Genomic DNA, 22,545 nt, shown 5'->3' with positions numbered 1-22,545 from the left:
CCACGGGTTGCCCGCGGTACGCGCCCCGAGGCCTACGCGGTCGCCATCGCCCTATGGGTTCATCCCGGTCGCCCGGATACTCAAGGAACACACATAACGAGCATTTCCGGCACACCGGGAACCCGCGGCGGCCCACGCTCATTCCATACCCCGACCCCGGATCGAGCGGCGGCCGTCGCCAGGGAAGGGCTCGCCTGTCGCCACGGGGCGCAGGGCGACGGACTCCGCGCCGCCGCACCAGCGGGACACGGCCCGTCCGTCGCCCCGTGTCGCCCTCCACGGCCGCGATGCCGGTGCGCCCCGACGACCGTGACCGCTGCGGGAACGGGCACAGGCTCCGCACGCAGGCGCTCCCGCAGCCCCCTGCCCCACACGGTCACACGCTCGACGAGAGGCTCGCAGCGCGGCAGGGCCAGCAGCACCAGCGCCCCGGCAGCCCAGCCGCCCAGGGCGTCGCTGAACCAGTGATATCCCTGGTAGACGGTGGTCAGCCCGACCACCAGCGCGACCAGCGCGGCCAGCACGCCCACTGTCCTGCGACGACGCGTGGCCAGGTACGCCAGCGTCCCCCAGACGACGACACCGTTCGCGGTGTGGCCGGAAGGGAACATGTTGCCGCCCCGGAAGAACTCGTCGGATCCGATGGCATGCGCATAGCCGGGCCCCAGGCGTCCGGTGCCGAGTTTGACCGCACCGACGCTCAGATTGAGCAGCAGCAGCGCCACCAGGAAGACCAGCAAGGGGCGCGGGTTCCGACTCCGCCAGAAGCGCCACCCCAGCCAGCCCAGCGCAACTGTCGCCGACGGCCCGCGCTGTCCTGCGACGACGAGGACATCGAGCAGCCCTGCCGGCTCGTGCCACTGCCTGTACGGCCGCCACATGGCCACGCGCCAGTCGAACTCCAGCAGGGGCGACCGGGTGAGCACCCCCAGGAAAACGGCCACGTACACCCCGGCCACCAGCGCGAAGAGAGCCGTCGTACACCTGCCAGGCACTTCAGGGAAGAGTCTTGCCCGCCACAGGGGGTGAGCGATCATACCCATGTCGTGACTCCCGGTCCATCGGGAACTTCGACCGCGTAAAACCGGCACAGAGTCCGCACCCGGCACGACGCGACGGCACACGAAAAGGAAGCCCAGCTCGACACTCCCGGAACTCCCGTTTCGCCAAATATATCCCGGTAAGCCCGTTACGACGTTTTGGCCGGTATCGCCGACCTCGGCGTGATGAGCGTCGTCGGCTCAGCGTGGTTCCGGCAGTGGCGTCCGGGGGGCGTCGGCCTTCTCGGTGCGTACGGGCTCGCCCCGGACGATGGAGCCACTGATCGGAGGTGCGGACCGGGAGGCAGGCGGTGGGGGTGATGCAGCGTCCGGCGCCGGTCCTGCCCGAGTGCGCGGGCATCGCGTCGATCACGCTCCCCTCACCGGCGCGTCCGCGTCCGCGGCGGGGTCCTGTGCGCACGCCCGGCTGAGCCGGTCCCCCGTGTCATCGGCCTCACGGTCGGCTTGCTGGTCCATGACACGGGGTGGACGACGAAGAGAGCGAGCAACGCGCCCCCGGTGAGGAGCAGTTCACCGAGCACACCGATGCCCCTCGGCCAGAGGCACGTGAAGGGAGCGGGCCCGGCATGCGGTTTCCGCCGGGCTGGAGGCGAGGGTGACGGCATATCAGGCCGCCCTTCCCCGCGTGGGACTGTCGGCGTGGCGGGCGGTGCGGAAGCCCGCGAAGCTCTGCCGCCGGGCTGGGCGATCAGAACGGGCTGTAGAGGGCGCCGAGCCGGTCGCTGAGGCGGAGGTTCTCGGTGTAGTCGACGGGGCAGGCGATCACCGAGACGGCGTCCTCTTCCAGGGCGCGGCGCAGGGAGGGCAGCAGGTCCGCGGCGGTGTCCACGCGGTGGCCGCGGGCGCCGAAGCTCTCGGCGTGGGCGACCAGGTCGGAGTGGGAGAACCCTATGCGGCTGTGCCGCCCGAGTTCCAGCTCCATCCTGCGGTTGATCAGCCCGTACTCGCCGTCGACCAGGACGAGCACGACCAGCGGAATCCGTTCGCGTACGGCGGTCTCCAGCTCCTGGGAGTTCATCAGGAACGATCTGTCACCCACCACCGCCAGCACCCGCTGGTCCGGGCGGGCGAGCTTCGCGCCGATCGCACCGGGAAGGGCGAAGCCCGTGGTGGACAGGCCGCTGGAGAGCAGACAGGTGTCCGGCTCGTAGGTCGGGTACAGCCGGGCCATCCACATCTTGTCCGCGCCGGTGTCCGCGAGCACGACGTCGTCGCGCTCCAGCGCCTCCCGCACGTCGGCCACCACTCGCTGCGGCACCAGGGGAAATGCGTCGCTCTCGCGGCCGTACGCCAACTCGTCCGCCAGCAGCGCCCGGCTCCGCTCGGCGGCGGCCGTGCCGTGCTCGAAACGGCGCGGTACGGCAACGCTGAGCGCGTCGAGGGCCTGGGCGATGTCGCCCACGACGCCGACCGCCACCGGGTAGTGGGCGTCCACCTCCGCGGGGAAGCGGTGCAGGTGGATGATGCGCTTGTTCCCGTGCGGGTTGATCCGCTCCGGGTCGAATTCCTGCAGCTCGTAGCCGACGCAGACCAGTACGTCGGCCTCGTCGAAGCCGAAGCTGGCGTAGTCGTGACGCATGAGGCCCACTGCGCCGAGCGCGTTCGGGTCGTCGTCGGGGAAGACGCCCTTGCCGTGGAAAGTGGTGGCCACCGGCACGTTCAGTCTCCTCGCGAACAGCACCAGCGCCGCGGACGCCCCGCCCCGGGCCGCCCCGTGCCCGGCCAGCACCATCGGGTGGCGAGCGTTGGTCAGCGCCTCGGCGGCCCGCGCCACCAGGGCGGGCGAGGGCGCGTCCGCCCGCACGGTGTTGTGCGGCAGCGGGTCGAGCGAGGTCGTGGGGCAGGCCCCCTCGATGTCCTCGGGGACGGCGAGGAACACGGCGCCCGGGCGTTCGGTCTGTGCGGTGTTGAACGCCTTGCGTACCGTCTCCGGCACCGCGTCGGGCGTGTTGACGCGCGCCGCCCACTTGGTGACCGGGGCGAACATCGGCACCAGGTCGATCACCCGGTGGGACTCCTTGTGCATGCGGGACAAGGGGCCCTGCGCGGCCAGCGCCACCAGCGGGGTGCTGTTCGCCGTCGCGTCCGCGGTGCCCAGCAGGAGGTTGACCGCGCCGGGCCCGAGCGTCGCGGAGCACACACCCGCCCGGCCGGTGAGCCTCCCGTACATCTCGGCCATGAACGACGCGCCCTGCTCGTGCCGGACCAGGACGTACCGGATCGAGGAGTTCGCGAGTGCGTCGACCAGGCGGGCGTTCTCGTCGCCGGGAATGCCGAAGACGTATTCCACCCCTTCCGCCTCCAGGCAGCGGACCAGCAGACAGGCGGCGTTCTCCAGCTCGATGCCGGCGTACTGGCCGGCGAAGGGCATGGAGGCTGGGGAGGAGCTCATGGGCCCAGCGTAGGAAGCGCTGTGACAGCGGGCCCGTTCGTGCGGCCCGGTCGGGTGAGGAGATGCCGACCGGGGAAGCCCCCTCGGCCTGGACATTCTCAAGATGAGGCGGCCGGTGCGCTCGCGGCCCGCGTCCGGCGCGGGGAGGCGGACTCACGACTCCGCGGGTCGATGCGGCGGCGCGGCCGGCCGAACCGAGCAACCGAGCCGCATGGCTGCAGCACGCACCGCACGCTTGCTCACCAGCTCACTCGCCCCGCGGGCGGTCCCGCGGCAACGTCGCACGCACCACCGTCGGCCCGGAGCACTCGCCGGTCACGCACGACGAGAGTGCCCGCGACCACGTCCCCCAGCCGCTGGCGACGGGCAGACAGACGCATCGCGATCAGTCCGACCGGACCGTCCACGACGAGCAACAGCAGACGGGCGACGGCGTCCCGCGTGGTCAGAGGCGACCGGTCGGCCCTGACCACGCGAAGGCCGAGCAGTCGCATCCCCCAGGTCTGGCCGGTGCCGACCGGACGCAGGACCCAGTACCAGAACAAGGTGAGAAGCCCACACAGGAGCCCGGCGAGCACCGCCCAGGCGGTCGTACCGCTGTCGCTGTTCGCGCCGATGCCGACGAGCAGGGTCAGGGGCAGCACGATCAGCGCGGAGATCAGGACGTCCAGCCCGTACTGCACGACGCGCCGCCCCACGACCTCGGTGTCCAACGCGTCGCGGCTGGGCGGGGCCGTCGCCATCACAGACCTCCTGACGGGGCGGTGATCTCGTGCTCCCAGCGTGCACGCCGACGGCTGTCCCGGCATGCCGGGACAGCCAGGCGGAGGACGGCGCACACGACTGGCCCCGTACCGGCCGGGCGCCCCGAGAACCGTCAGGCCGTGCCGCCAACGGCGGCATCGACGGGCAGTTCTCCGGCGACCGGGGGCAGAGGCACCCAAGGGCTGCTGTCACGTTGTCCGGTCATGCACGAGGAGGGCCGGGCGACCCGACCCTCCTCGTTCGACTCATGCGGTCACAGACCTTCGTATCAGGCCTGGTCGTCCAGGTAGGAGGCCACCCACGCCAGGGGGGCGTTCCAGTTGATGGTGATCTCGTTCGTGGACCAGGACTCGATGTCGTCCATGTAGCTCTTGGCCGGGGCGCTGCCCTTGAGCTTGGTCTGGGCGAGCGGGTCGTCGATCGACGAGTTCGGACCGCCCGCCACGGCGCCCGGGGCCGGCTGCGGCAGCTTGGCGTCCTTCTGCTTGGCCCAGAAGCGGTGGTGCTGGTTGTGCGCGTACCGCTCGCCGTAGCCGGTGACATACGACAGGCCCATCGGGTTACGGCCCAGTATGTAGTCCATGCCGCTGGTCACCGCGTCGCGGTACTTGGCGTCGCCGGTGATGTCGTGCGCGGTGGCGAGGACGACCATGTTGTTCAGCACCTGGCCGTTGGAACCCCACTGGTAGCTGCCTCCGTCAGGGGCGTACGGGACGCCGTACCCGGCCTTGCGGGCGGCGGCGGCGTAGCGGTCGGCGGCCTGGGTGACGGTCTTGCGTACGGCCTTGGTCTCGGCCGCGCCCAGCTTGTTCGGCACGGTGGCCAGGTCCAGGGCGCCGAGCCCGCCGACCGACTGCCACGAGACACCGCCGCTCGGGAAGAGCGCCTGGGCGTCGTTGTGCAGCGGCGACTTCAGCACCTCCTTGCGGTACTCCTTGTCACCGGTGGTGATGAACAGCTCGGACGCGGCCCAGTAGAACTCGTCCTTGACGTTGTAGTCGCTGTAGGCGCCGCCGCCGGTGGCGTCGCCGGGGTCGGCGTACATCTCCGGGTGGGCCTTCGCCGCGTCAAAGGCGGCGCGCGCTGCCTTCAGGGACTTGGCGGCGAACTCCTTGTCGTGCGGCTCGAAGAGGCGGGCGGCCTGGGCGGCGGTCGCCGCAAGGTTGAGGGTGGCCGCGGTGGACGGGGCGTGCAGCTCCCGCTTGCCATCGCTCTTGTCGGCCCTCAGCGGCAGGCCGGACCACTGGCTGTCGTGGACCTTGTGGTGGGCCATGCCGGCGAGCTTCTCGCCCTTCGGCACCTGCATCTTCAGCAGGAAGTCCATCTCCCAGCGAGCCTCGTCCAGGATGTCGGGGACGCCGTTGCCCTGCTCGGGCACGACGAGCCGGCCGTCGCCGAGGGCGTCGGCGTCGGCGCCCTTCGCGTGCTGGGTGCGCTCGTAGCTGGACATCAGCTGGGCGACGGAGATACCGCCGTTGACCACGTACTTCCCGTAGTCGCCCGCGTCGTACCAGCCGCCGCTGACATCGAGGGTGTAGTCGCAGCCCTTCGGCTGGCAGGGCACCTTCTCGTCGCTGGACGCCGCACCGTCGACGTGGCCCGCAGGGCGGGCGTACTCCTTGCCGACGAGGTCGGCGTCGATGTCGATGCCGCTGCGGTTGTGGTAGAAGTACGCGAGCGAATCGGTGCGCAGCTGCGAGTAGAGATCGTCGGCGATGGTGAACGGCTCGCTCTTGTGGCCGTCGACAGTGACGCTGTAGCCCTGGCCGCTCTCGGTGACATCGCTGAAGTCGAAGGTATGGACGTTCTCACCGGAGGACTTGTCCACCCCGCCGGGTGTGGTCATCCCGTGAGCCACCTCCTTGCCGCTCGCGTCCTTGAGGGACCAGGCCAGCGGCTTCTTGGCCTTGGTCGCGACCGTGCCCTTCTTGGGGCTCTCGGTCTGGTAGCCGACCTGGTTCACGCGCACGGTCGGGGCGGGGCCGCTCTTGGAGGCTGCGGGCTTGGAGATCTGCGGCTTGGCCGCCGCGGCTGCGCCCGCCTCCGAGCCGAGACCGGAGGCGACGACAGGGACTGCGATACCGCCGGCCAGCACACCGGCCACGGTCGCGACCGCCAGCCTGCGGCGTCCGCCAAGGTTGAGCCGGTCGAGTACACGGGGCATACGGGGGAGCGGGCGAGACACCAGGAGGGTCCTTCCGAGGTGGGGTGCAAGAGATCTGCGGCTTTTGCAACCGCTCCACCGACGGTAGAAGGAGGCCCTGCCCTCAATCACCGTACGCGCGAGCGAAGTTGAGACCCTTCGATCGAAGGGCAGGCGCCTACCTCAATTGAGGTACGCGCCTGCGGGCGCCCGGCAGGACGGGCACCCAGCGATCTTCAGAGCCCCGGCGGGGTCGCTTTCCGTGACTGATCCAGTACGCACGGGGATGCCGGCGGCACGCGCCTCACCCCTCCGCCTCCCGCTCGGTCGCCGACGGTTCCCCGGCGTGCACGCCACGAGTCCACAGAGTGTGATTGAGGGGATGGATGTACACGGATCAGCCCCGACGGAGTGCTGGGCCTCTCCGGAGGGGCGGAGAGAGTCACTGATGACGAGCTCGAGCCAGGACGCGGAACGGCTGGATCGCGGGCCGGCGAAGCCCCCGGCAGGTAGGTGGCCGAGCCTGTGCTCCCCCGCCCCAGGCGCTTCCGGCCTGGGCACCGCCCGAGCAGCAGGACGTACGGTCCGCGTCCTCGGCGGAGAGGCCCGCAGCCGTCCCGTACGTCGCCGTGTCGGCGGCATTCCGGCCGGCCTTCCGCGTGTGCACGACGTGACCGCTGCGGCGGGCCGCACCATGGCTGAGGCTGATCGTCGTCCGCTCGGGTGCATGCGCCTGCACCGCCACGACTGCGCCAGGAGTGGCTCGTGAAGATCTCTGTGATGCGTCTGCGGCTGTGTCCGGCCGTACTCGCCCTGCCCGTCGTCCTGGCGGCCGGCTGCGGTGAGGGCGCGCAGGGCCGGACCTGTCCTGACGGGACGGGCAAGGACCTGTCGGGCCGGGCCGTCGACGGGGTCGAGCTGTGGCAGAAGACGCTCCGGTGCGTCAATCTGGAGGGCTCGGCGCTGACGGGCTCGGTGTCCGAGGCGAACCTGAGCCGCGGCAACCTCTTCGGGGCGCAGCTGGCCGAGGTGTCGCTGGAGAGCGTGGACCTGCGTGGCGCGGATCTGCGCCGCGCCCGGCTTGCCTCCGCCACTCTGGGCGAGGTCGACCTGCGTGGTGCCGACCTCGGTACCGCCGTGCTCGACGAGAGCCTCCTCACCAACGTCAGTTTCGAGGGAGCGACGCTCCGTGGTGCGACACTGCGCTCGGTGACGCTCACCAACGTCGACTTCGTCGGCGCGGATCTGAGCGACGCGGATCTGGCGGGTGCCACCCTGTCCGACACCACACTGCGCGGGGCACGACTGGACGGGGCCGACCTCTCGCACACGAGCTGGGACAACGTCGTGTGTCCGGACGGCACCAAGTCCGTCGGTACGCGCTCCTGCACCGGCCACCTTGTCCCGGCGCCCTGAGGGCCGCCCGGCTCACGGGGACGTACGAGCCGGCTGGTGAGCGGATTGACGCGGCTCGCGGACGCGGAGGGCGTTCAATTCCGCACAAAAGTGCAGGTCAGAGGACCTGCTTGCGATGATTCCCGCAGGTCGGCGAGCCATCCGCCGCCAGAAGGCCGTCCGTCAACCGCGTGCGTCCAGTTTCCCGCCCCTGAGAGTGGGCCTGAGCCGGTACCCCTTGCCGAGACCGCTTTCCGCCCTACGGTCTGTCGCATGCCCGAACCAGGAGCCTCCCCTCTCCGCCAGGCGCCTCCCCCGGCGCGCTCCCCGCTGTTCCACGCCGAGCACTTCGTCTGGCTGACCGCGCGCGTGCTGGAGCAGCGCCTCTTCGCGTACCACTTCCTGAACGGCGCCGCCGACCCGGTGGAGACCGCGCTGGACGCGTACCGCAACGACGACGGCGGCTACGGCCACGGTCTCGACCCGGATCTGCGCGGTCCGGTCAGCCAGCCGCGGCACGCCTGCCGCGCGCTCCAGGTGCTGGACGCGATCGGGCGGTGCGGCGGACAGCGTGTGGACCGCGTCTGCCGCCATCTCACCTCGGTCTCCGCCCCGGACGGCGCTCTGCCGGCCGTCCATCCCAGCCTGCGCGGCTATCCGGCGGCGCCGTCCCTGCCGGTCGTGGAGCCGCCGCCCAGCTCGCTCCTGGCCACGGGGCCGGTGGTCGGCCTGCTGCATCGCAACGAGGTCTGGCACGCGTGGCTGTTCCGGGCCACGGACTTCTGCTGGCAGGTGGTCGAGTCCCTGGAGAAGTCGCATCCGTACGAGGTGGAGGCGGCGGTGGCCTTCCTGGACTCGGCTCACGACCGTACGCGCGCGGAGGCGGCCGCCGACCGGCTGGGCCGGCTGGTGCGCGGGCAGCGCCTGGTGGCACCGGAGCCGAGCGGCGCCGACGGTTCCCCGCTCGCGGAGGGAGCGTCCCACTTCCCGCACGAGTACGCGCCCCGCCCGGACTCCCTCGCGCGGGCCTGGTTCACGGACGAGGAGATGGACCGCTCCCTCGAGCGGCTCGCCGGCGATCAGCAGGAGGACGGCGGCTGGCCGACCCGCCGCCACCGGTGGGCGCCCGGCGTCACCCTGGAGACCCGCCCGATGGCGACGATCGAGGCACTGCGCACCCTCAGGGCGTACGGCCGCCACATCGGCTGACCGGTGTCCCCGCCTCACAGCCGCTGTCACCCCCCGAGGGCCCGCACCCCCGCCGTCACCAGGACGGCCGCCGCGACGACGAGCAGGAAGGGCGCCCGCAGGATCAGCATGACGGCGGCCGCGGCGAGCCCGCCCACGCGCGCGTCCAGGACGAGCTCCCGCCCGTCGGCGAACGTCTGCTGGGCGGTGAGCGCGGCCAGCAGGGCGACCGGCAGCAGGGCGGCGAGGCGCCGCACGAGGGGCCGCTCCAGGGCGCCCGCGGGCACGAGGAGCCCGATCAGCTTGACGGCGTAGCAGCCGAGCACGGTGGCGGCGATCGCGATCCAGACGTTCACCGTCCCTCCCCCGGTACGTCGCCCCGGCGGCCCCGCGCCCACAGCACCACCGGCGCCGCCAGCGCGGCCACGAGGACCGGCACACCGGCGGGCAGGACGGGCAGCAGTCCGAGTCCCAGCACCACGGCCAGACCGGCGACGGCGCGTTCGGTCGTGGACTTCAGCATCGGTGCGAGCAGCGCGAGGAAGACGGCGGGCCCCGCCGCGTCGAGCCCCCAGGCGTCGGTGTCCCCGATGGCCTCGGCGCCCAGGGCGCCGAGCAGGGTCGTGAGGTTCCACAGCACGTACAGGCTCAGCCCGGTCACCAGGAACCCGATCCGCGCGCTGCGCCGGGTCGGCTGCGCCAGCGTGACCGCGGTCGTCTCGTCGATCACCCACTGGGCGGCGAACGGCCGTATCGCGCGCGTGAGGCGCAGCACCTGGGACAGGCGCAGCCCGTAGAAGGCGTTGCGCACGCCGAGGAAGAAGGCGCCGGCGGCCGCGGTCAGCGGGCTGCCGCCCGCCGCGAGCGCCCCGACGAGCGCGAACTGGGAGGCTCCCGTGAACACCAGCAGGCTGAGCGCGCAGGTCTGGGCGAGCGTGAGTCCGCTGCCGGCGGACGTCACTCCGAAGGCGAAGCCGGACAGCCCGACGGCGACGCCCACACCGAGGGCGTCCCGCACCACGGCGGCGTCGGGTTTGTCCCGGCCGTCGCCGGGGTCCGTCTCAAGGGCGCGGTCCCGGTCCCGTACCGGGTCCGGGTCGGGATCTGTCCTGGGTCCTGCGAGGGCTTTCCGTTCTGACACGCCCGCCACGCTAGGACGGCTCCCGCCAGGCGTCTTGTACGTTCTTGCGCTCGCGCTGGTAGGCGCCGGGCGGTACGCCGACGATGCGGCTGAAGTGCCGGTTGAGGTGGGGCTGGTCGGTGAAGCCCACCGCGAGCGCGGCCTCCGCGGGTGAGACGCCCGCGTCCAGCATCCGGCGGGCGCGCCGCACGCGCGCGTCGGTCAGCCAGGTGTGCGGCGGCATCCCGTAGGTGTCCCGGAAGGCCCGCAGCAGGGCGAACGGGCCGGTGCCCAGGTCGCCGGCGAGCTTCTCCAGGCTGGGCGGCTCGGCCATGCGCCGTTCGAGCACCTCACGCGCGTGTGCCGCGACGCGGGCGCCCGCCGACCGCACCTCGCGCTGTGGCAGCGGGCCACCGTTCGACCGCAGCAACCGGGTCACGGCGACCCGCAGCAGTGTGTCGGCGGCGAGCGCGTTGCCCTCGTCGGCGGCCCGCAGCACCTGGTGCACCAGGGACACGGCGTACGGATCGTCCAGCACGGGCCGTACGAACCCGGGCGTCCCCTTGATCGACGTCGTCTCGGCGGCGATCTCGGCGACGACCCGCGGCGAGGGGTAGACCGCCCCGTACCGCCAGCCCTCGGGGACACCCGCCCGCCCGGTGTGGGGCGTGTCCGGGTTGACCAGAGCGAGCGCCCCGGCCCCGGCGTACTGGTCGGCGCCCCGGTGGTGGAAGACCTCCACGCCGTCGGCGATGGCGGCGATCACGAAGTGCTCGTGGGTGTGCCGCACGAACGCCTTGCGGATGTAGCGGGCGCGCAGCAGGTCGACGTCGGGCAGCTCGGCGTACCGCCAATGCCGCGCCTTCTCACCCTGCCCTGCCATGACCCCATTGTCCGCGACCTGCGCCGCTGTCCCGCCCCCACCCCGCCCCCGCACCCGTCCGAGCCGCGCCTCCGCCCGTCGCAGAGGGCCGCCCGCGCACCGGCTCGGCGGCATCAGCGCAGGTCAGACGTATTGTCGGTCCTCGGGTGCAAGATAGATGCATGGTCAGCGATCCGCAGCGAGCCCTGGACGGCTTCTCCCCCGCGACCCGTGACTGGTTCACGGGTGCCTTTTCCGCGCCCACCGCGGCGCAGGCAGGCGCGTGGCAGGCCATCCACGAGGGCTCGGACGTGCTGGTCGTGGCCCCCACCGGTTCCGGCAAGACGCTGGCCGCGTTCCTCGCCGCGCTGGACCAGCTGGCCGCCACGCCCCCGCCGGCCGACCCGAAGAAGCGCTGCCGCGTCCTGTACGTCTCCCCGCTGAAGGCGCTCGCCGTTGACGTGGAGCGCAATCTGCGCAGCCCGCTGACCGGCATCCGCCAGGAGTCCGTCCGTCTCGGCTTGCCCGAGCCGGAGGTCAGGGTCGGCATCCGCTCCGGCGACACCCCGGCGGCGGAGCGGCGGGCGCTGTCGACCCGGCCCCCGGACATCCTGATCACCACGCCCGAGTCGCTGTTCCTCATGCTGACGTCGGCGACCCGCGACGCGCTGACCGGCATCGAGACGGTGATCCTGGACGAGGTGCACGCGGTGGCGGGCACCAAGCGAGGCGCCCATCTCGCACTCAGCCTGGAGCGCCTGGACGAGCTCCTGCCGAAGCCGGCGCGGCGGATCGGCCTGTCCGCGACCGTCCGCCCGGTCGACGAGGTCGCGCGCTACCTCTCGCCGAACCGGAAGGTGGAGATCGTCCAGCCGGCGTCGGGCAAGGAGTTCGACCTGTCCGTCGTCGTCCCCGTCGAGGACATGGGCGAACTGGGCGGCTCCCCGGTGACCGACGGCTCCGAAGGCGCGGAGCGCCCCTCGATCTGGCCGCATGTCGAGGAGCGGATCACCGACCTCATCCAGTCGCACCGCTCCACGATCGTCTTCGCCAACTCCCGCCGGCTCGCCGAGCGCCTGTGCAACCGCCTGAACGAGATCGCCTACGAGCGGGCCACCGGCGAGACCCTGGACGAGCACCACTCCCCGGCGGAGCTGATGGGCGGTTCCGGCGCCGCCCACGGAGCGCCGCCGGTCATCGCCCGCGCCCACCACGGCTCGGTCTCCAAGGAGCAGCGCGCCCTGGTGGAGGAGGACCTGAAGGCGGGCCGCCTCCCCGCGGTCGTCGCCACCTCCAGCCTCGAGCTGGGCATCGACATGGGTGCGGTGGACCTCGTCGTCCAGGTCGAGTCGCCGCCGTCCGTGGCGTCGGGCCTGCAGCGCGTGGGCCGCGCGGGGCACCAGGTCGGGGCCGTCTCCACGGGAGTGGTCTTCCCGAAGTACCGGGGCGACCTCGTCCAGTCCGCCGTGGTCACCGAGCGCATGCGCACCGGTGCCATCGAGTCCCTCCGCGTCCCGGCGAACCCGCTGGACGTCCTCGCGCAGCAGCTGGTCGCCATGACGGCGATGGACACCTGGCAGTTCGACGACCTCCTCGCGCTGGCCCGCCGGGCCGCTCCCTTCGCGTCGCTGCCGGAGTCGGCGTTCACGGCGGTCCTCGACATGCTCGCCGGCCGCTATCCGTCGGACGCCTTCGCGGAGCTGCGCCCGCGCGTGGTGTGGGACCGGGTCGCCGGCACCATCACCGGCCGGCCGGGTGCCCAGCGCCTCGCGGTCACCTCGGGCGGCACGATCCCCGACCGGGGCCTGTTCGGGGTGTTCCTCGCCGGATCGGACCCGAAGAAGGGCGGCGGCCGGGTCGGCGAGCTGGACGAGGAGATGGTCTACGAGTCCCGTGTCGGCGACGTCTTCACGCTGGGCACCAGCTCGTGGCGCATCGAGGACATCACACGGGATCGCGTGCTGGTCTCCCCCGCTCCGGGTGTGCCGGGACGGCTGCCCTTCTGGAAGGGCGACCAGCTGGGCCGCCCGCTGGAGTTGGGCCGCGCGGTGGGCGCGTTCCTGCGCGAGGTCGGTTCGCTGTCGAAGGAGGACGCCCGGCTCCGCCTGCTCACCGCGGGCCTGGACGCCTGGGCCGCGGACAACGTGCTGTCGTACCTGGACGAGCAGCGCGAGGCCTGCGGTCACATCCCGGACGACCGCACGATCGTCGTCGAGCGTTTCCGCGACGAGCTGGGCGACTGGCGTGTGGTCGTGCACTCCCCGTTCGGCGCCCAGGTCCACGCCCCCTGGGCCCTGGCCCTGGGCGCGAAGCTGTCCGAGCGCTACGGCATGGACGCGCAGGTCATGCACGCCGACGACGGCATCGTGCTGCGCCTTCCGGACGCCGATCTCATGGGCCTGGACCTGCTGGACCAGGAGCCCAGGAAGGCCGGCACGGAGTTCGACGCCGACCAGGCGCCCGTCGGCGCGGCGGACGTCGTCTTCGACAAGGGCGACGTCGACCAGGTCGTCACCGACCAGGTCGGCGGCTCGGCGCTGTTCGCGTCCCGTTTCCGCGAGTGCGCCGCGCGCGCCCTGCTCCTGCCGCGCCGCAACCCCGGCAAGCGCACCCCGCTGTGGCAGCAGCGCCAGCGTGCCGCGCAACTGCTGGAGGTGGCCAGCGAGTTCGGCTCGTTCCCGATCGTCCTGGAGGCGGTCCGCGAATGCCTCCAGGACGTCTTCGACGTCCCCGGCCTCGTCGAGCTGATGGGCGACCTGGAGTCGCGCAAGGTGCGGCTCGTCGAGGTCACCACTCCCGAGCCGTCCCCCTTCGCGCGGTCCCTCCTCTTCGGGTACGTCGCCCAGTTCCTGTACGAAGGGGACTCGCCGCTGGCCGAGCGCCGCGCCGCCGCCCTGTCGCTCGACTCGCGGCTGCTGGCCGAGCTGCTCGGGCAGGCGGAGCTGCGCGAGCTGCTGGACGCCGAGGTGCTGACGGAGCTGGAGCGCGAGCTGCAGTGGCTCACCGAGGACCGCCGGATCAAGGACGTCGAGGGCGTCGCCGACCTCCTGCGCGTCCTCGGTCCGCTCACGGACGCCGAGCTGGCCGAGCGCGGCGCGGAGCCGGCGTGGGCGCGGGAGCTGGCCGCTGCCCGCAGGGCCATCAAGGTGCGGATCGGCGGCGCCGACCACTGGGCGGCGATCGAGGACGCGGGCCGCCTGCGCGACGCGCTGGGCACGGCGCTGCCCGTGGGTGTCCCGGAGGCTTTCACCGAGCCGGTCAAGGATCCGCTCGGCGACCTCCTCGCGCGCTACGCCCGCACCCACGGACCCTTCACGTCGGCGACGGCGGCGGCCCGTTTCGGCCTGGGAGTGGCGATCACCGACGGCGCGCTGCAGCGGCTGGCGGCGAGCGGACGCGTGGTGCAGGGCGAGTTCCATCCGGCCGGCATCGGCCAGGAGTGGTGCGACGCCGCGGTCCTGCGCCGGCTGCGCCGCCGCTCCCTCGCCGCGCTGCGGCACGAGCTGGAGCCGGTGCCGCCGGGTGCGCTCGCCCAGTTCCTGCCGCAGTGGCAGCACATCGGCAAGGGCCACGGCCTGCGGGGGACCGACGGACTGGTCCGCGCCATCGAGCAGTTGCAGGGGGCCTCCGTGCCCGCGTCCGCGCTGGAGAAGCTCGTCCTGCCGTCCCGTGTCGCCGGCTACCAGCCGGCCATGCTCGACGAACTCACGGCCGCCGGTGAGGTCGTGTGGGCGGGGGCGGGCTCACTGCCGGGCAAGGACGGCTGGGTCTCCCTCTACATGGCGGACACCGCCCCCCTGCTGCTGCCGCAGCCCCATCCCCTGGAGCTGACGGCGCTCCACCAGTCGGTCCTGGACACCCTGTCCGGCGGCTACGGCCTGTTCTTCCGTCAGATCGCCGACCAGATCCGCGCCACCACCCACCCGGAGGTCACCGACCCGCAGCTCGCGGACGCCCTCTGGGAGCTGGCCTGGTCGGGCCGCCTGACGAACGACACGCTCGCACCGATGCGTTCACTGCTGGGCTCGGGCCGCACCGCGGGCTCCACGGCCCACCGCGCCAAGCGCACGGTCCCGCGCGGGCGCTACGGTTCGCTGACCGCCGCCGCCCGCACCGCCTCCCGTACCGGCCCGCCGACCGTCGCCGGCCGCTGGTCCCTGCTGCCCGCGCACGAACCGGACCCGACCGTGCGGGCCCACGCCCTGGCCCGCACCCTTCTGGACCGGCACGGCGTGGTGACGCGCGGCGCGGTCGCCGCGGAGGGCGTCGAGGGCGGCTTCTCGGCGATATACCGCATCCTGGCCGCCTTCGAGGAGAGCGGCCAGGCCCGGCGCGGCTATGTCGTGGAGGGGCTGGGCGCCGCGCAGTTCGCGATGGACGGCGCGGTGGACCGGCTGCGCGCGGTGTCCAACGCCCGCGACCGCGGGGAGGACCTGCCCGGCCCGCCCGCACCGGGCGCCGACGGCTCCGGCGGCCTACCGGGCGACCCCGACGGCGGTCCGTCCTACGACATCCCCGACCTCGACCACGACTTCCTCGACGCCCACCTCGAGCGGCTCAAGCCGGACGAGTACGTCTCCCCCCTGGACCGCGCCGGCGCCGGCAACCGCCGGGGGCCGACCGCCCCGTGGCAGACCGGCCCCCGCCGCAACCGCCCCACCCCGGACACCCGGGCCGTCGTCCTCGCGGCGGCCGACCCGGCGAACGCGTACGGCGCCGCCCTCCCCTGGCCCGAGCCGCCCACCGGCGCCGGGCACAAGCCGGGCCGCAAGGCGGGCTCGCTCGTGGTCCTGGTCGACGGGGAGCTCACCCTCTACATGGAGCGCGGCGGGAAGACCCTGCTCGCCTGGCCGTCGGCCCCGGAGACCGAGCCCGCCGACGACCCCCGGCTGCGGGCCGCCGCCGAAGCCCTGGCGGGCGCCGCCGCGGCGGGTTCCCTCGGCACGGTCACGGTGGAGCGGGTGAACGGCGCACAGGCCCTGACGTCTCCCGTGGGCACGCTCCTGGAGGCGGCGGGCTTCATCGCGACCCCCCGAGGGCTCCGCCTCCGTGCCTGATCGCGCCGTCACGGCCGGCCCGGCTCCCCGGCGTGCTCCCCGCCCCCTCGTGTCACCCTTGAGACATGCCCGAAGGTGACACGGTCTGGCAATCCGCGAAGCGGCTCCACGCCGCCCTCGCGGGCCGGGTGCTGGCCCTGAGCGACTTCCGGGTGCCGAAGTTCGCCACGGTCGACCTGGCGGGCCGCACCGTCCTGGACGTCACCGCGCGGGGCAAGCACCTCCTCACCCGGGTCGAGGGCGGCCTGACGATCCACTCGCATCTCGGCATGGAGGGCTCCTGGCGGATCTTCACCGACGGAGAGCGCTGGGCGGGCGGTGCCGTCCACCAGATCCGGGCGGTCCTCACCACCGCCCCCGCCCCAGACGCGGCCGCCGCCGAGGCGCGCCCGGCCCGCACGGCCGTCGGCTACCGCCTCCCCGTCCTGGAGGTCCTGCGCACCGCCGAGGAGGACACGGTGGTCGGGCACCTCGGCCCCGACCTGCTGGGCCCGGACTGGGACCCGGACCGCGCCCTCGCCCGCCTGCTCGCCGATCCCGGCCGTCCGCTCGGCGAGGCCCTGCTGGACCAGCGCAACCTCGCCGGTGTCGGCAACATCTACAAAAGCGAGATCTGCTTCCTGCTGCGGGTCACCCCCTGGCTCCCGGTCGGCGCGCTGCCCGCCGAACACACCGCCCAACTGCCCCTGCTCGCCAAGAAGCTGCTGGAGGCCAACCGCGACCGCCCGGTCCGCAAGACGACGGGCCTGCGCGGCCAGGACCTCTTCGTCTACGGCCGCGCGAGGCGCCCCTGCGTGCGCTGCGGCACCCGGATCCGCGTGGCGCAGCAGGGCGACGGCTCCCGCGAACGCCCCACCTACTGGTGCCCCCACTGCCAGGCCGGCCCTGCCCCGACCGGCACGCCCGGCACTCCCCCGCGTCCCGAGGACCGCGACCGCGCGAACAGTTGACGGACCGTCAGATACGCCTCTACGGTCCCCACATGCCCGTCACGGCGTACGATCTCACCGGCCGCACCGCGTTCGTCACCGGTGCCGCCGGTGGCATCGGCCGCGCCTCGGCCGTCCTGCTCGCCCAGGCCGGCGCCACCGTGCACTGCGCCGACCGCGACGCGCGGGGACTGCACGAGACGGCGGACCTCATCGAGGCGGTCGGCGGCAGCTCCCGCACCCACCACCTGGACGTCACCGACCGCGCGCGGCTGCACCGCGCCGTCGCCTCCTGCGAGCGGCTGGACGTCATGGCGGCGATCGCCGGGATCATGCACAGCAGCCTCGTCCTGGACACCCGTGACGAGGACCTGGACCGGGTGCTGGACGTCAATTTCAAAGGCGTGCTGTACGCCTGCCAGGAGGCGGCCCGCATCATGCTCGACCGGGGCATCGCCGGGAGCATCGTCACGATGGCCTCGGGCGCCGTGGACACCGGGGCCCCCGGCCTCCTCGCGTACGGCGCGGCCAAAGCGGCCGTGGTCCAGCTGACGAAGACCCTCGCGGCGGAGATGGGCCCGCACGGCATCCGCGTGAACGCGGTCGCTCCGGGCTGGATCCGCACCCCCATGACCGACCGGCACGACGCCGCCGTACAGGCGCGGACGGAGTCGTCCATGGCGCGCCTGTCACCGCTGGGCCGGGTCGGCGGACCGGAGGACGTCGCACACACGGTGCTTCATCTGGCATCCGACGCCTCGTCGTTCACGACGGGGCAGATCCTGCGTCCGAACGGTGGTGTGGCGATGCCGTGGTAGCGCGTCCCACGCGCCAGGCCCGCACCCACTTCCGCGCGTCGACGGCCCCGTCCGCCTGCCCCTTCGGTTCGCAGTGCACCGGCAGCAGGCTCAGCCCCCAGCCGCCGGCGGCGACGGCCGCCTCCAGCGCTCCCGCGCCCGGTGCGCACACGAGACGCACCACGGCCCACCACCACAGCGAGGAACCCCCGAGAACCACCCCCCAGCGGACTATGGGCCGTGCCATCCGCTCACCTCCAGCCCGGCGCCGGATCGCGCCTTCCGCCACCAGGGGGCGTACGCAGCGCAGGCCCTCGTCACCGCGCGTCCATGCGCCGTCACACATCCACCCTGACCGGCGCGCGGCGGCTCGGCAAGCGCGCCCCGGCGGCTCACGGAGGCCCGGACAGCACGAAACCCCGACCCGCACTCTCCAGATCCGACTGGAGAAGCCCTGGCCGGGGCCTCACACCACACCTCAGCGCATGGTCAGTCCACGCGCACCGGTGGCATCGTCACGCGGCGACCACGTCCACCGCTTCGGACGGCGCCTTGATGGTCACCCGTTCCGGTGGCACACCGGTCACCGATACGGAACCCAGCATCGGCCGGACCGACGTGGGTACAGGCTCACTGGGGGTGGCCGCAGCAGACTGGGCCAGCTCGGCAAGGGCGAGCTCGTCGCTCACTTCCCGCATGAGCTCGGACATCCGTACGTCCAGCGCGTCGCAGATAGCGGCGAGCAGCTCGGAGGAAGCCTCCTTCTGCCCCCGCTCCACCTCGGAGAGATAGCCGAGCGAGACTCGGGCGGACGAGGAGACTTCGCGCAGAGTACGGCCCTGGCGCTGGCGCTGCCGACGCAGCACGTCACCCAACAGGCGACGGAGCAGAATCATCGGTGGCTCCCTCCTCGGACCGCGTAGCCGCATCCTTCACGCCCCACCGTACCGCCTTGCGCCGCGGCCGTGCGGGGAGCGATGTCGTGTTCACTCAGGGCTGCAAACATCAAAACCCCCCGTTCCGTTCCGTATCCTGTGCCCACTCATTCCCATGGTGTTCGTTCGCCAGCTCCGTCAGAAGCAGGGCGAGTACGCTCCGTACACTCTCCATACGAATTTCCGCCCGGCCGCCGTTCAACCGCAGGGCCTCCACTTTTCCGCCACCGGCGGAACCGGAACCCGGACGGACGGGGCCGTCCACGGCCACGAAGACGGTGCCCACGGGCTGTCCGTCCTGCGGTTCCGGCCCGGCCACACCGGTCGTGGCGATGCCCCAGTCGGCTCCCAGCGCCTTGCGCACACCGGCCGCCATCTCCACCGCGACCTGCGCATCCACCGCTCCGCGCCGCTCCAGCACGGTGGCGTCCACGCCGAGCAGCCGGTGCTTGAGGTCGGTGGCGTAGGCCGTCACCGATCCGCGGAAGACCTTCGACGCCCCCGGAATGCCGGTGATGTCCGCCGCGACCAGACCACCGGTCAGGGACTCCGCGACGGCAAGCGTCTCGCCCTTCACCGTGAGTAGTCGCACGACGTCCGCGGCGCGAGAGTTCACGCTTCCGTCTCCTCCAACGCTGCCCTGCGCTCCGCGATTCCCTGCCTCCGCAGCACAATGGCCTGTCTCACATAGTCGAGCCCGGTCACCACCGTCAGCACGACGGCAGCCGCCATCACCCACCAGCGCAGCGTCGCCAGCCATCCCGTCAGCGCCAGGATGTACATACCGACGGCCACGCCCTGCGTGAGCGTCTTCAGCTTGCCACCGCGGCTCGCCGGGATGACGCCGTACCGGATGACGATGAAACGCAGCAGGGTGATCCCGAGTTCCCGGCCGAGGATGACGCCCGTGACCCACCACGGCAGATCGCCGAGCCCGGACAGACAGATGAGGGCCGCTCCCATGATCGCCTTGTCGGCGATGGGGTCGGCGATCTTGCCGAAGTCGGTGACCAGGTCGTAGGCGCGGGCCAGATGCCCGTCGAACAGGTCGGTGATCATGGCGATGGCGAAAGCCGCCCAGGCGAACGAGCGCCAGGCGGGGTCGTAACCGCCGTCTGCCAGCATCAGCGCGACGAACGCCGGCACCAGGACCAGCCGGAGCATGGTCAGCAGGTTGGCGATGTTCCAGATGCTCGCCTGGTTGACGGCCGCGGCCGCGATCTTGGCGCCCCGCGCGGGCCGACCGTCGCCCTCGGCGCCCTGGTCGGCGCCCGCGGGCCGGGTCACACCCGCCTGGGACGCACCGGTCGCGTTCGCCTTCCCCGTCGTACCCACCGCGCTCACCTTGCCCGTCGCACCCGCCGGGGAGGGGCCGCCCGCGGCGGACGCCGGAACTCCGGTCATCTGCCCGCCTCCTCACTACACGCGAACGTGCCCTGGAGGGGCTCGGCCACCAGATCGACGCCTTCGGTGCCGACCACCTTCGCCTCGACCATACGACCGATGCTCAGACCCGCGCCGCTCGTGAGCAGCACTTGGCCGTCCGTCTCCGGCGCCTGGTGCGCACCGCGCCCGTACACGCCGTCCTCGTCGACGGACTCGACCAGCACGTGCACCGTCTCGCCGAGGCGCTCCTCGGCCCGCTGCGACACCAGCTCCTCGGCGAGCTGGGACACCCGGGCGAGCCGCTCGGCGACGACGTCCTCGGGCAGCTTGCCGTCGTACGTCGCGGCCTCGGTGCCCTCCTCGTCGGAGTAGCCGAAGACGCCGATCGCGTCGAGCCGGGCCCCGTTCAGGAAGCGCTCCAGCTCGGCGAGGTCGGCCTCGGTCTCGCCGGGGAAGCCCACGATGAAGTTGGAGCGCACGCCCGCCTGGGGCGCCTTGCCGCGGATGGTGTCCAGCAGCTCCAGGAAGCGGTCGGTGTCGCCGAAGCGGCGCATCGCGCGCAGCACGTCGGGCGCGGAGTGCTGGAAGGAGAGGTCGAAGTAGGGGGCGACCTTCGGCGTCGACGTCAGGACGTCGATCAGACCGGGCCGCATCTCGGCCGGCTGCAGATAGCTGACGCGGACCCGCTCGAGGCCGTCGACCTCGGCGAGCTCGGGCAGCAGGGACTCCAGCAGCCGGATGTCGCCCAGGTCCTTGCCGTACGACGTGTTGTTCTCGGAGACCAGCATGATCTCCTTGACGCCCTGCTCGGCCAGCCACCGCGTCTCGTTCAGCACGTCGCTCGGCCGGCGCGAGATGAAGGAGCCGCGGAAGGACGGGATGGCGCAGAAGCTGCAGCGCCGGTCGCAGCCGGAGGCGAGCTTCACCGAGGCGACGGGGGCGCCGTCGAGGCGGCGGCGCAGCGGCGCCCGCGGCCCGGAGGCCGGAGCGAGCCCCTCCGGAAGATCGACGGGGGCGTGCCCGGGCAGCGCGACCCCGGCCGCGGACTCCTGCCGCTCGGCCGGGCTGATCGGCAGCAGCTTGCGCCGGTCCCGCGGAGTGTGGGCGGCGTGGATGCCGCCGGACAGGATGGTCTGGAGGCGGTCGGAGATGTCCGCGTAGTCGTCGAAGCCGAGCACGCCGTCGGCCTCGGGAAGGGCCTCGGCGAGGTCCTTGCCGTACCGCTCGGCCATGCAGCCCACCGCCACGACGGCCTGGGTTCTCCCGTGGCCCTTGAGATCATTGGCCTCCAGGAGGGCGTCGACGGAGTCCTTCTTGGCGGCGTCGACGAAGCCACAGGTGTTGACGACGGCGACGTCCGCGTCGGCGGCGTCCTCCACGAGGTCCCAGCCGTCCGCCTCCAAGCGGCCTGCGAGCTCCTCCGAGTCCACCTCGTTGCGGGCGCAGCCAAGAGTGACGAGTGCGACGGTACGGCGTTCAGGCATGGGCTCAAGACTACTTTGTCTCACTGACGGCCCATGTCGACGGGGTTGGCCGATCCCGGCCGACCCCGTCCCCGGCTCACCCCGTCGTCCGGACCTACCCGGCCTGCGGGTCGCCCTTGGTGTAGCTCAGGCGCTCCACGGCGCCCGGCCGCCAGTCGTCCTCGATCTTCTTGCCGTTGACGTACAGGTCGATCGCTCCGGCGTCGCCGAGGACCAGGTTGATCTTCTTGCTGTCCTGGAAGGTCTTGCTGTCGCCCTGCTTGAGGAGACCGTCGAAGAGCAGCCGGCCGTTGTGGTCCTTGACGGCCACCCAGCTGCGTCCGTCGGCGGCACTGACCTGCACGGTCACCTTGTCCTGCGGGACGGCGGCGATGGCGCTGTCGGAGGGCTCGGGCTCGGGGTCCTTCGGCTTGTCGGTCTTGGGGGTCGGCGTGCTCTTGTCGGCCGACGGCGTCGAGCCGCCCTCGGCGACGGCGGACTTCCCGCCCTCGTCGTCGCCCTTGAAGGCGGTGAAGCCGACGAACCCGATCACGGCGACGATCGCGGCGACCATGGCCGCGGTCCAGTTCGGCCCGCGGCGCTCGGGACGGATGCGCTCCGCCTCGAACAGGGGGGCCGCCGGGGTGGGCGCCGGCCGTCCGCCGTGGGACGCGTCGTACTGGGCGAGCAGCGGGGCCGGATCGAGGTGGACGGCCTTGGCCAGGGTCCGGATGTGGCCGCGGGCGTACACGTCGCCACCGCAGGGGGCGAAGTCGTCCGCCTCGATGGCCTGCACGATGGCGATGCGGACCCGGGTGGCGGTACTGACGTCGTCGACGGTCAACCCGGCGTCGAGACGGGCCTGCCGCAGGGCATGCCCGATCGAGGGCCGGGAGTCGTCGGACTCGTCGTCGAACGGACGCTCGTCTTCAGGGGAGTTGCCGATGGACACGGGGGCGCCTTTCGAGCGGTGAGCCACCTGTGCTGGAGGTTCAGTCTAGGGGGGCGACAAAAGGGTGAGGCAAGCGGGCGGTGGGACTTTGTACGCCATC

The 22,545-nt window shown here is 72.5% G+C and carries 17 protein-coding genes and 1 pseudogene; 5 read left to right on the top strand and 13 right to left on the bottom strand.

Going from position 1 to position 22,545, the window contains the following annotated elements:
• Window positions 1-80: 80 nt before the first annotated feature.
• The 4 genes and pseudogenes from ABZ899_RS17125 to ABZ899_RS17110 all read right to left on the bottom strand — a co-directional run.
• On the bottom strand, window positions 81-944 hold the full coding sequence (locus tag ABZ899_RS17125) for a phosphatase PAP2 family protein (RefSeq protein WP_361346329.1): 864 nt from the start codon (window positions 942-944) through the stop codon (window positions 81-83).
• Between the two features lie 805 nt (window positions 945-1,749).
• Window positions 1,750-3,432, bottom strand: coding sequence for an acetolactate synthase large subunit (locus ABZ899_RS17120; protein WP_361346702.1), 1,683 nt, complete (start codon window positions 3,430-3,432; stop codon window positions 1,750-1,752).
• A 260-nt stretch (window positions 3,433-3,692) separates the two neighbouring features.
• Window positions 3,693-4,196 carry an RDD family protein gene (locus ABZ899_RS17115; RefSeq protein WP_361346328.1) on the bottom strand — a complete coding sequence of 168 codons (504 nt, stop codon included), beginning with the start codon at window positions 4,194-4,196 and terminating at the stop codon, window positions 3,693-3,695.
• Window positions 4,197-4,486: 290 nt separating this feature from the next.
• Window positions 4,487-6,187, bottom strand: a pseudogene (locus ABZ899_RS17110) (glycoside hydrolase family 9 protein); the annotation flags it as partial.
• Between the two features lie 939 nt (window positions 6,188-7,126).
• On the opposite strand from ABZ899_RS17110, the gene ABZ899_RS17105 reads away from it, so the two are divergent.
• Together ABZ899_RS17105 and ABZ899_RS17100 are read left to right on the top strand one after the other, a co-directional pair.
• A complete protein-coding gene (locus ABZ899_RS17105) occupies window positions 7,127-7,777 on the top strand; it encodes a pentapeptide repeat-containing protein (RefSeq protein WP_361346326.1) in 651 nt (216 codons plus the stop codon).
• Window positions 7,778-8,029: 252 nt separating this feature from the next.
• Window positions 8,030-8,965, top strand: coding sequence for a hypothetical protein (locus tag ABZ899_RS17100; RefSeq protein WP_361346325.1), 936 nt, complete (start codon window positions 8,030-8,032; stop codon window positions 8,963-8,965).
• Window positions 8,966-8,991: 26 nt separating this feature from the next.
• Here ABZ899_RS17100 and ABZ899_RS17095 read toward each other — a convergent pair whose 3' ends face one another.
• From ABZ899_RS17095 to ABZ899_RS17085, 3 genes are all read right to left on the bottom strand, one after another.
• Entirely contained in the window at window positions 8,992-9,300 is a 309-nt protein-coding gene (locus tag ABZ899_RS17095) for an AzlD domain-containing protein (protein WP_361346324.1), read from the bottom strand.
• On the bottom strand, window positions 9,297-9,965 hold the full coding sequence (locus ABZ899_RS17090; protein ID WP_361346699.1) for an AzlC family ABC transporter permease: 669 nt from the start codon (window positions 9,963-9,965) through the stop codon (window positions 9,297-9,299). Before ABZ899_RS17090 ends, ABZ899_RS17095 begins: the two co-directional genes overlap by 4 nt.
• A 130-nt stretch (window positions 9,966-10,095) precedes the next feature.
• Window positions 10,096-10,947: an AraC family transcriptional regulator gene (locus tag ABZ899_RS17085; protein WP_361346322.1), complete on the bottom strand. Its 852-nt coding sequence runs from the start codon at window positions 10,945-10,947 to the stop codon at window positions 10,096-10,098.
• Window positions 10,948-11,108: 161 nt separating this feature from the next.
• Here ABZ899_RS17085 and ABZ899_RS17080 point away from each other — a divergent pair, with 161 nt between their 5' ends.
• The 3 genes from ABZ899_RS17080 (at window position 11,109) to ABZ899_RS17070 (ending at window position 17,730) form a co-directional block, all read left to right on the top strand.
• The gene (locus tag ABZ899_RS17080) at window positions 11,109-15,983 is read left to right on the top strand and encodes an ATP-dependent helicase (protein WP_361346320.1); all 4,875 of its coding nucleotides are present in this window, start codon (window positions 11,109-11,111) and stop codon (window positions 15,981-15,983) included.
• A 65-nt stretch (window positions 15,984-16,048) separates the two neighbouring features.
• A complete protein-coding gene (locus ABZ899_RS17075) occupies window positions 16,049-16,933 on the top strand; it encodes a DNA-formamidopyrimidine glycosylase family protein (RefSeq protein ID WP_361346318.1) in 885 nt (294 codons plus the stop codon).
• 32 nt (window positions 16,934-16,965) lie between these two features.
• Window positions 16,966-17,730, top strand: a complete 765-nt coding sequence (locus ABZ899_RS17070; protein ID WP_361346316.1) for an SDR family NAD(P)-dependent oxidoreductase — start codon at window positions 16,966-16,968, stop codon at window positions 17,728-17,730.
• Here ABZ899_RS17070 and ABZ899_RS17065 read toward each other — a convergent pair.
• The 6 genes from ABZ899_RS17065 to ABZ899_RS17040 form a co-directional block, all read right to left on the bottom strand.
• Complete coding sequence (locus tag ABZ899_RS17065) at window positions 17,678-17,956, bottom strand: hypothetical protein (RefSeq protein ID WP_361346314.1); 279 nt, start codon at window positions 17,954-17,956, stop codon at window positions 17,678-17,680. The genes ABZ899_RS17070 and ABZ899_RS17065 overlap by 53 nt on opposite strands.
• Window positions 17,957-18,224: 268 nt before the next feature.
• Window positions 18,225-18,605 carry a helix-turn-helix transcriptional regulator gene (locus ABZ899_RS17060; protein WP_019756312.1) on the bottom strand — a complete coding sequence of 127 codons (381 nt, stop codon included), beginning with the start codon at window positions 18,603-18,605 and terminating at the stop codon, window positions 18,225-18,227.
• A 109-nt stretch (window positions 18,606-18,714) separates the two neighbouring features.
• Window positions 18,715-19,260 carry a CinA family protein gene (locus ABZ899_RS17055; RefSeq protein WP_361346313.1) on the bottom strand — a complete coding sequence of 182 codons (546 nt, stop codon included), beginning with the start codon at window positions 19,258-19,260 and terminating at the stop codon, window positions 18,715-18,717.
• Window positions 19,257-20,048, bottom strand: coding sequence for a CDP-diacylglycerol--glycerol-3-phosphate 3-phosphatidyltransferase (pgsA, locus tag ABZ899_RS17050; RefSeq protein ID WP_361346311.1), 792 nt, complete (start codon window positions 20,046-20,048; stop codon window positions 19,257-19,259). The genes ABZ899_RS17055 and pgsA overlap by 4 nt, the downstream gene beginning before the upstream one ends.
• Window positions 20,045-21,514 (bottom strand): 30S ribosomal protein S12 methylthiotransferase RimO, encoded by a 1,470-nt coding sequence (rimO, locus tag ABZ899_RS17045; protein WP_361346309.1) that lies wholly within the window; start codon window positions 21,512-21,514, stop codon window positions 20,045-20,047. The genes pgsA and rimO overlap by 4 nt, the downstream gene beginning before the upstream one ends.
• Before the next feature lie 94 nt (window positions 21,515-21,608).
• Window positions 21,609-22,445, bottom strand: coding sequence for a RodZ domain-containing protein (locus tag ABZ899_RS17040; RefSeq protein ID WP_361346307.1), 837 nt, complete (start codon window positions 22,443-22,445; stop codon window positions 21,609-21,611).
• Between the last annotated feature and the right edge of the window lie 100 nt (window positions 22,446-22,545).

The organism is Streptomyces sp. NPDC046859, from assembly GCF_040645135.1.
In the GTDB taxonomy this organism is placed as follows: domain Bacteria; phylum Actinomycetota; class Actinomycetes; order Streptomycetales; family Streptomycetaceae; genus Streptomyces.
Note: the sequence above shows the minus strand (reverse complement) of the source record. Positions and strands in the feature narration are given on the sequence as shown.

Bases quoted from the DNA above. Each gene is read 5' to 3' on its own strand.
- ABZ899_RS17120 (WP_361346702.1), bottom strand. From the start codon at position 3,432: ATGCCCTTCGCCGGCCAGTACGCCGGCATCGAGCTGGAGAACGCCGCC.
- ABZ899_RS17115 (WP_361346328.1), bottom strand. From the start codon at position 4,196: ATGGCGACGGCCCCGCCCAGCCGCGACGCGTTGGACACCGAGGTCGTG.
- ABZ899_RS17100 (WP_361346325.1), top strand. From the start codon at position 8,030: ATGCCCGAACCAGGAGCCTCCCCTCTCCGCCAGGCGCCTCCCCCGGCG.
- ABZ899_RS17085 (WP_361346322.1), bottom strand. From the start codon at position 10,947: ATGGCAGGGCAGGGTGAGAAGGCGCGGCATTGGCGGTACGCCGAGCTG.
- ABZ899_RS17080 (WP_361346320.1), top strand. From the start codon at position 11,109: ATGGTCAGCGATCCGCAGCGAGCCCTGGACGGCTTCTCCCCCGCGACC.
- ABZ899_RS17075 (WP_361346318.1), top strand. From the start codon at position 16,049: ATGCCCGAAGGTGACACGGTCTGGCAATCCGCGAAGCGGCTCCACGCC.
- ABZ899_RS17070 (WP_361346316.1), top strand. From the start codon at position 16,966: ATGCCCGTCACGGCGTACGATCTCACCGGCCGCACCGCGTTCGTCACC.
- ABZ899_RS17065 (WP_361346314.1), bottom strand. From the start codon at position 17,956: ATGGCACGGCCCATAGTCCGCTGGGGGGTGGTTCTCGGGGGTTCCTCG.
- ABZ899_RS17060 (WP_019756312.1), bottom strand. From the start codon at position 18,605: ATGATTCTGCTCCGTCGCCTGTTGGGTGACGTGCTGCGTCGGCAGCGC.
- pgsA (WP_361346311.1), bottom strand. From the start codon at position 20,048: ATGACCGGAGTTCCGGCGTCCGCCGCGGGCGGCCCCTCCCCGGCGGGT.
- rimO (WP_361346309.1), bottom strand. From the start codon at position 21,514: ATGCCTGAACGCCGTACCGTCGCACTCGTCACTCTTGGCTGCGCCCGC.